The sequence below is a fragment of the Lactobacillus mulieris genome, assembly GCF_007095465.1.
GTDB classification, from domain to species: Bacteria; Bacillota; Bacilli; order Lactobacillales; family Lactobacillaceae; genus Lactobacillus; species Lactobacillus mulieris.
Map to the genome: position 1 here is coordinate 158,432 of NZ_SDGL01000001.1, position 9,114 is coordinate 167,545.

Sequence of the window (9,114 nt, forward strand, 5' to 3'; positions counted from 1 at the left end):
ACTAGCAATGATATACTAATAAAAGTTCAGGATGTGAATGGAGGGATTATATATGAAAGTTCTCATTGGAGGCTATACAAAAAAGACCTCAAAGGGTATTTATCAAGCTGATTTGACCTTAAAAAATGGCCAAGCTAGTTTGGAAAATTTTAAGGATTATATTGAAATAAATGGACCAACATATTTTAAAAAATGTGGTAATTATTTGTTTTCAATTGCTAAAAATGGTGATGAAGGTGGCATTAGTTATTTTCATCTAAATCCAGTTAAATTAATAAATTCTGTTTTTCAAACTGGCTCTTCACCTGCATATTTAGGTATCAACGAAGATAAACAGTTAGTTTATACAGCTAATTATCATACAGCATACTTATCTGTTTATCATTACGATAATCAAGGTGTGAGCTTAGTTGATCAAATTAAACATGATAATTTCAATTTAGGTCCTCGTCCAGAGCAAAGTGATGGCGCACACCCACACTTTTTTGACGAAACACCTTCAGGTAAGTTAGTTTCCTGCGATTTAGGTAATGATAGTGTTGATTTTTACGAATTAAAAGACGGTCATTTAGTTCATTTAGCTCGTTATCTAAATGAAGCTGGATTTGGTAGTAGGCACATAGTATTCAACAAAGAAAACAATTGCTTTTATGTTGCTGGTGAATTATCAAGTAAAGTAAATGTCGTTAAATATAACGAAAGAACTTGGGAATTTGAAAACATAGCTACTTATAAAACTATTCCTGATGATTATACTGAACATAATGGTGTAGCAGCTATTCGAATGTCAAATGATGGCAAGTTTTTATATCTTTCTAATCGTGGTCACAATTCAATTACTGTATTCAAAATAAAAAATGATCATACATTAGAACTCATTCAACGAATTTCTACATTCGGTGAGTTCCCTCGTGACTTTAACTGGGACAGTAGTGAAAAATGGGTTATCGTAGCTAACCAAAATACAGATAATGCTACACTATATGAAAGAAACAGCGAAATGGGAACATTAGCTGTAGTTCAAAAAGATGTGGCTGTTCCAGAAGGCACTTGTGTAATATTTAGTAAGGAGTAGTTTAAAATCAATGCTAATTAACATTATCAAAGCAATCATTTTAGGTATTATTGAAGGAATTACAGAATTTCTTCCAATATCTTCTACAGGACACTTATACTTAGCGAATTATGTCGTTAAATTACAAGAAAATCAATCATTCATTGATATGTTCATGGTAGTTATCCAACTTGGAGCTATTTTAAGTATTATAGTTATTTACTTTAACAAGCTTAATCCATTTTCATTGTCAAAAACTAAGTTACAACGTGAAAATACTTGGTCACTTTGGTTAAAAGTTATTGTTGCTGTATTACCTTCAGTAATCATTGGTTTGCCACTAAATGATTGGCTTGATGAACATATGACGAATTGGCAAGTAATTAGTGCCACTTTAATTATCTATGGGATATTATTTATCTTACTTGAAAATTACTACCGAAATCGCAATGCTAAGTTAACTGATTTGAATAAAATTAGTTTTCGAATGGCTTTCTTAATTGGATGTTTCCAAGTTCTTTCATTAATTCCAGGTACATCACGTTCTGGGGCTACTATCCTAGGAGCAATGCTTTTAGGAGCTAGTCGTTATGTTTCAGCTGAATTTTCATTTTTCTTAGCAATTCCAACTATGTTTGGTGCTTCATTATTAAAGATTGTCAAATATGTACACGCTGGGCACACTTTTGTAGGAGATCAATTAGCAGTTCTTTTAGTTGGTATGGTAGTTTCCTTTGTTGTTGCGTACCTTGCTGTTAAATTCTTACTTAAATTTATTCAAACTCACGACTTTAAGTCATTTGGTTGGTATAGAATAGCTTTAGGTATTATAGTTATTATTATTGGAGTTTTTGTAAAATAATGAGGTGACCTAAATGCTAAATCTTTTATTAGTATTATTGATCATTTGGCTATTGTTTAAGTTAGGAATTGGTTTATTTAAGATACTCACTTTTTTATTTGGAATCATCCTAATTTTTTACATTGCCTCCTTCATATTTATTCCAATTCTTATTATTTTAATAATTGGATTAGGAATTAAAACATTAAGTAATAACTTTTTATAGTAAATAGACTGGTAGAGTAATTCTACCAGTTTTTTATTGTAATAAAAAAAGTCAAAGCTAATGCTTTGACTCTTTTTAGATTAATTAAACTTAATCTTTTTTCTTTTTATTAATGAAGATCATACTTGCTAAGCCCATTAATGCGATTCCTAAACCAGCAAGAGCTGAAGTATTCGCACCTGTTTGAGGTAAAGTACTTTGCTTACTATTAGCAGTATTCTTCACCTTATTTGCTGAGCTTGATGAAGTAACAATTGTAGACTTGTTATCTTCCATACCTGTCTTCTTATTTGGTTCTGTAACATGAATAGTTACTTTTACTTCATCCTTTGATCCATCTGGATAAGTTACAACAACAGTACCGGTTGTATCACCGTTATTCGTATTTGGAGTTTCTTTCCAAGAATATTTTGTACCGTCTGGCAAATCACCTTTATTCTTAATGCCATCAGATGGGCTTGGAGTAGTTCCTTTATTAGTTGTAATATCCTGACCTTGTGGTTGTGGATCAGTAGGGGTATTAGCATCTCTATCTGAACCTGAGTTATCAGCTTTGTAAGTAATATTTACAGTAACGTTTTCAGTATTCACATTAGGAATCACTTCAGAAACAGATTCCGTACTTGGAGTATATCCAGTAATATCTGGAGCCTCAAACTTAGGCCAAGATTTATCTTCACCAACTTGCTTCCAATCGCTATAACTTACTTGACCATTCACTTGATCAACTGTTGCTGTTCTTTCAAAGACAACTAGTTGAGTAGTTACATCAATATCACCATTTGGGTTAATTACATTAATTGTACGTTTTATACGTTTTCTCAAATTGGTTTCAGTTACACCGTCTGGATAATTCTTAGATGGATTATCTGGTAGTGGATCATTTGAAGATTTTGGATCATCTGGTGTTACAACAACAATCTTGTGAGTTAACTTAACGGTCTTATCACTTGGATTTGAACCATCGCCTGGGAAGTCAATTGTCGTTGGCACTTTTTGACCTGGTACTAATTCGTAGCCTTCTGGAATTGTTGTATCTGGTACTTCAACACTTTCGCCTGGCTTTCCTGGTACTTCAACTGGCTTAACTGGCTTGTCTCCATCTTTGAAAATAATCTTTCCTGCTGGTTGATCAGTTGATGGAGTGTCTGGTGTCTTCTTTTGAATCTTAACAACTGTTTCACTTGGAGTTGTTCCATCACTTGGGAAATCAACTTCTGTTGGTACTTCTTGACCAGGCACTAATTCATAACCATCTGGGATCTTTTGATCTTCTTCACTTACTGGCACCTTGTCTCCAGGCTTACCTGATACTTCTACTGTTTTAACTGGTGTATCACCATCTTTGAAAACAATGTGAGTTGTTTGTTCAGTTGGTGTCTTTGGTTGTACCTCAACTACTTTATCACTTGGGTTTGATCCATCGCCTGGGAAGTCAATTGTTGTTGGCACTTCTTGGCCTGGTACTAATTCGTAGCCTTCTGGAATTGTTGTGTCTGGTACTTCAACACTTTCGCCTGGCTTTCCTGGAACTTCAACTGTCTTAACTGGCTTGTCTCCATCTTTGAAGATAATCTTACCTGTTGGTTGATCAGTTGATGGAGTGTCTGGTGTCTTCTTTTGAATCTTAACAACTGATTCACTTGGAGTTGTTCCATCACTTGGGAAATCAACTTCTGTTGGTACTTCTTCACCTGGCACTAATTCATAACCATCTGGAATCTTTTGATCTTCTTCACTTACTGGCACCTTGTCTCCAGGCTTACCTGATACTTCTACTGTTTTAACTGGTGTATCACCATCTTTGAAAACAATGTGAGTTGTTTGTTCAGTTGGTGTCTTTGGTTGTAACTCAACTACTTTATCACTTGGGTTTGATCCATCGCCTGGGAAGTCAATTGTTGTTGGCACTTCTTGGCCTGGTACTAATTCGTAGCCTTCTGGAATTGTTGTATCTGGTACTTCAACAGTCTTACCTGCTTCACCTGGTACTGTTACCTCCTTAACTGGCTTATCTCCATCTTTGAAGATAATCTTACCTGTTGGTTGATCAGTTGATGGAGTGTCTGGTGTCTTCTTTTGAATCTTAACAACTGATTCACTTGGAGTTGTTCCATCACTTGGGAAATCTACTTCTGTTGGTACTTTTTCGCCTGGTACTAATTCATAACCATCTGGAATCTTTTGATCTTTTTCACTTACTGGCACCTTGTCTCCAGGCTTACCTGATACTTCTACTGTCTTAACTGGCTTGTCTCCATCTTTGAAGATAATCTTACCTGTTGGATTCTTAACATAGTTGATTACCACTTCAGTACTTTCAGTATCACCATCTACAGTTACTTCTGGCACTGTACTTTGATCTGGTGTGTATCCCTCTTTAGTACTTGCAGTGTAGCTTTCCCAAGTTCCAGTTGTCCAATCACTGTACTTAGTTACCTTACCAGTTACTTCATCAACAGTGGCTGTTCTAGTTAACTTAGCTTCTTGTGTCTTTACTAAAACTTTTTCCTTAGTTACTGGATCTACTTCATAAATCCTTCTAGTAACTGTCTTGTTTAAGTCTTTTTCACTTACGCCATCTGGATAATGAACTTTTGGATTTTCAGGTAAAGTATCTTCCGGTGTCTTTGGATCATCTGGATTTACTGTAGTTGTCTTGTGAGTCAATTTAACTACTTTATCTTCTGGTGTTGTACCATCTGATGGGAAGTCTACTTCTGTTGGTACTTTTTCGCCTGGTACTAATTCATAACCATCAGGGATCTTTTGATCTTCTTCACTTACTGGCACCTTGTCTCCAGGCTTACCTGATACTTCTACTGTCTTAACTGGTGTATCACCATCTTTGAAGATAATATGAGTAGTCTTTTCAGCTACTGTATCAGTATAAACAACATTGTAAGTTACAGTCTTATTTACTGTATCAATAACAGGATCAGAAACAGTTACACCGTTTTGAGTTGTTGAAGCTACCTTTAATGAATTTAAAATGTTTTGTTGGGTAGCGGTATCAATTTTATCAGTGTAATAATTAAATTCCTGAGTATTGTTTGTCTGGTTAAGTTCTTCGTGAGTGTAATCTTTAGAAATGTTATCAGGTCCAGCTACTTTAAAAGCATTTGCCGGAATCTTCTTATCTGAACGTTGACTTGTTTCATTAACAATTAACTTATAAGTTTGATTATCTACCAAATGATTATTTTCTTGAGCACGTCTGAAATCACTACCCGCAGCACCAGCCTTGTAGCCAGCAATTAAACGTGTTTCTGGAACGTCAGTTACAGTAGAATCCACTACAGTAGTGAAGTCCATTTGAACTTTCTTAGTACCACCTAAATAATAACCATTAGCACTTTGGTAGTGAAAAGTATAGATATCACCTAAGTACTTAACATTTTTGTCATCATTGCTATTTAAATCTAAGTTAATTAATGGGCCGTTTTGAGTTGTACCGTCATTATGCTTGTAACGAGTAATCCAATTTCCACCAAATTCAAGGGCATCATCCCATTCATATGAAGTTCTATTTTTTATACTTGCTGGAAACCAGTTGTTATCATAGAACAAATGATTCATAGTAGTTTGACGGTCTAAATTAGCTCTACCATAGTTAGCGTAAGAAAATGTAGGCAAGTTAATGTGGGTCCACATTTCTAAAGCTTCAGGATCTGACCCGTTGTAGTAGTGACCATTAAATTTTTTATCATGAATGAAGTAATCACGATATTCATCTGAGAGTTCATTTGAATTGTGTAAGATAGTTGGGCCTTTATCAATATCAAATTGAACTTGTTGCCAAGTTTGTCGATCAGTTGGACCACCAATTACTTGAATAGTAACATTATTAGCTCCACCTTTAATCTTGACATTTTTAGTCATCATAATTGAGAACCATTGTTCATCAGTTTTAGTGGAGTTATTTACATTAGAATTCCAGACGATACGCCATCTCTTTTCATTTGGTGCTAAAGTGCCGCCTGTTTGTACGTATCTTTCACTAATATCTTGAAGAGTAACGTAGTTATTAGCATTGTTTGGATCCTTATCTGCAGATGGATAACGACGATTACCATCCCCCAAAGTATAAGTTGAAGCTGATGCTAAGTTAGAACTGTTCAAATCTTGTGGTTGATTTGTAACTTGGCTTGATTCATTAGTTGTAACAGAATCACTTGAACTAGATGCAGCAACTGATGCATCGCTTGAACTACTAGTTGTAGAATTTGAACTTACATCACTTGAACTTGCACTTACACTATTTGTGGCTTCGTCAGCTTTAACTACTTGAGCATTACTTACAAAAGTAACACCTAGTAAAACCGATACCACCCCAATAGATAATTTTCTTAACGAGAATCTTTGCCTTTCATTAAACATTGATTTCATAACTATCCCCCTAATAGCATAAAGTTATTTCAAATTTTTTATCCCTCGTATTAATATTCTAATAGAAATAATTTATTATTTGTTAACTTTTGCTATTAAATAACCTATTGTTCAGATTATCAAGAGATAAAGTAATAATACGGACTTTACCCCCCCCGATATATATAAAATTCGAATATTTAATAAACCGTTGATAGATATAGTATTTTAAACTTTTAAAGATATAAATACTAATAAAATAACAGTTTTATCATTAATTTAATATAATGTATCAAATCGTTTAAACATATGCTTAAACATTTACAAAACCACATAAAAAAGCCAAGGTATTAAACCTTGACTTTTTTACTAGTTACTCTAGTCTTTTTTCTTTTTACTAATGAATAGCATTCCAGCTAAACCAAGTAAAGATAAACCTAACATTTCCAAACCAACTTTATTTTCACCAGTTTGTGGAAGAGTCTTAGCACTAGACTTAGTGATAGTAGAGTTTCCTGAAGTACCCTTAGCACTGGTTAAATTATGAACTTTGTCATTCTTAGTTGATTTATTAGTGTCCTTATCTGAACTAGTTTGACTTCCATTATTTGTTTCATCAGTAAACAATGGGTCACCTAGCTCATAACGTTTAATGGTTTGATCTGGCGTTAAGTCCTTAGTTGTTCCATCTTCAAACGTTACTGTTGTTGAACCGTCACCCTTTACTTCAATGTTGGTGATACCCTTGTCTGGGTTTGACTTAGTAATGTTTTCCTTAACTGCTTGCTTTTGTTCATCAGTCAAGTCGCCATCACCCTTCACTGGTACCTTATCAAAGTTACCATCAAAGTTCTTGTCTTCGCCTTCATTGAACAATGGATCTCCAAGTTCATAACGTTTAATGGTTTGGTCTGGTGTCAATTCCTTGGTTGTTCCATCTTCAAACGTTACTATTGTTGAGCCATCACCCTTCACTTCAATGTTAGTGATACCCTTGTCTGGGTTTGACTTAGTGATGTTGGTCTTAACTTCTTGTTTTTGTTCATCTGTTAAGTCGCCATCACCCTTTACTGGTACCTTATCGAAGTTACCATCAAAGTTCTTGTCTTTGCCTTCATTGAACAATGGATCTCCGAGTTCATAGCGTTTGATGGTTTGATCTGGCGTTAAGTCCTTGGTTGTTCCATCTTCAAACGTTACTGTTGTTGAGCCATCACCCTTCACTTCAATGTTGGTAATTCCCTTGTCTGGGTTTGACTTAGTAATGTTTTCCTTAACTGCTTGCTTTTGTTTATCTGTTAAGTCGCCATCACCCTTTACTGGTATCTTATCAAAGTTACTATTGAAGCCTTGATCTTCACCTGGATTAGTCAATGGTTCGCCTACATCATAACGTTTGATGGTTTGGTCTGGTGTCAATTCCTTGGTTGTTCCATCTTCAAACGTTACTGTTGTTGAACCATCACCCTTTACTTCAATATTGGTAATTCCCTTATCTGGGTTTGACTTAGTGATGTTGGTCTTAACTTCTTGTTTTTGTTCATCTGTTAAGTCGCCATCACCTTTTACTGGTATCTTATCAAAGTTACCATCGAAGTTCTTGTCTTCGCCTTCATTGAACAATGGATCTCCAAGTTCATAACGCTTGATGGTTTGATCTGGCGTCAAGTCCTTAGTTGTTCCATCTTCAAACGTTACTGTTGTTGAACCATCACCCTTTACTTCAATATTGGTAATTCCCTTGTCTGGGTTTGACTTAGTAATGTTTTCCTTAACTGCTTGCTTTTGTTCATCTGTTAAGTCGCCATCACCCTTTACTGGTACCTTATCGAAGTTACCATCAAAGTTCTTGTCTTTGCCTTCATTGAACAATGGATCTCCGAGTTCATAGCGTTTGATGGTTTGATCTGGCGTTAAGTCCTTAGTTGTTCCATCTTCAAACGTTACTGTTGTTGAACCATTACCCTTCACTTCAATGTTGGTGATACCCTTGTCTGGGTTTGACTTAGTAATGTTTTCCTTAACTGCTTGCTTTTGTTCATCAGTCAAGTCGCCATCGCCCTTCACTGGTACCTTATCGAAGTTACTATTGAAGCCTTGATCTTCACCTGGATTAGTCAATGGATCGATCAACTTGTAGCGGTTCACAGTTTCTTCTGGTGTAAAGGTACTTTGAGTACCATCACCCATTGTTACAGTTGCTGTACCATCTGGCTTAACAGTTACATCTGTGATGTCCTTGTCTGGATTACCATCCTTGATATTCTTAATTACTTCAGCCTTTTCAGTATCAGTAATATCTCTGTCACCTTCAACTGGAACCTTCTTAATGTTGCGGTTCAAGTCTTCACTTTCACCAGTGTTAGTCAATGGTTCACCTAACTTACTACTGATGATAGTTTGATCAGGTGTCAATTCCTTTTGAGTTCCATCACCAAAGGTTACGATAGTACGGCCATTGTCCTTAACATCAATGTTAGTAATATCTTTGTCACCATTAGTCTTCTTGATGTTTGATACTACTTGACCTTTTTCTTCATCAGTTAACTTATCTGCATCTTTTACAGTAGTCTTGTCAAATGAGTTAAGGTCTGTATCTGCTTCACCAGTGTTAGTCAATGGTTC

Annotated in this window: 4 protein-coding genes; 2 read left to right on the top strand and 2 right to left on the bottom strand. The window is 35.4% G+C overall.

Annotated elements, in window-relative coordinates; genetic code table 11:
• Positions 1 to 52 precede the first annotated feature (52 nt).
• Together ETI37_RS00775 and ETI37_RS00780 are read left to right on the top strand one after the other, a co-directional pair.
• A complete protein-coding gene (locus ETI37_RS00775; RefSeq protein ID WP_006587450.1) occupies positions 53 to 1,075 on the top strand; it encodes a lactonase family protein in 1,023 nt (340 codons plus the stop codon).
• Between the two features lie 10 nt (positions 1,076 to 1,085).
• A complete protein-coding gene (locus ETI37_RS00780) occupies positions 1,086 to 1,916 on the top strand; it encodes an undecaprenyl-diphosphate phosphatase (protein WP_006587031.1) in 831 nt (276 codons plus the stop codon).
• A gap of 295 nt (positions 1,917 to 2,211) precedes the next feature.
• Here ETI37_RS00780 and ETI37_RS07775 read toward each other — a convergent pair whose 3' ends face one another.
• Both ETI37_RS07775 and ETI37_RS07875 read right to left on the bottom strand, forming a co-directional pair.
• Positions 2,212 to 6,510 carry a mucin-binding protein gene (locus ETI37_RS07775; RefSeq protein ID WP_244285209.1) on the bottom strand — a complete coding sequence of 1,433 codons (4,299 nt, stop codon included), beginning with the start codon at positions 6,508 to 6,510 and terminating at the stop codon, positions 2,212 to 2,214.
• Between the two features lie 357 nt (positions 6,511 to 6,867).
• Positions 6,868 to 9,114 (bottom strand): MiiA motif-containing surface protein (locus ETI37_RS07875; RefSeq protein ID WP_244285210.1); only part of this gene is annotated, 2,247 nt, incomplete at its 5' end.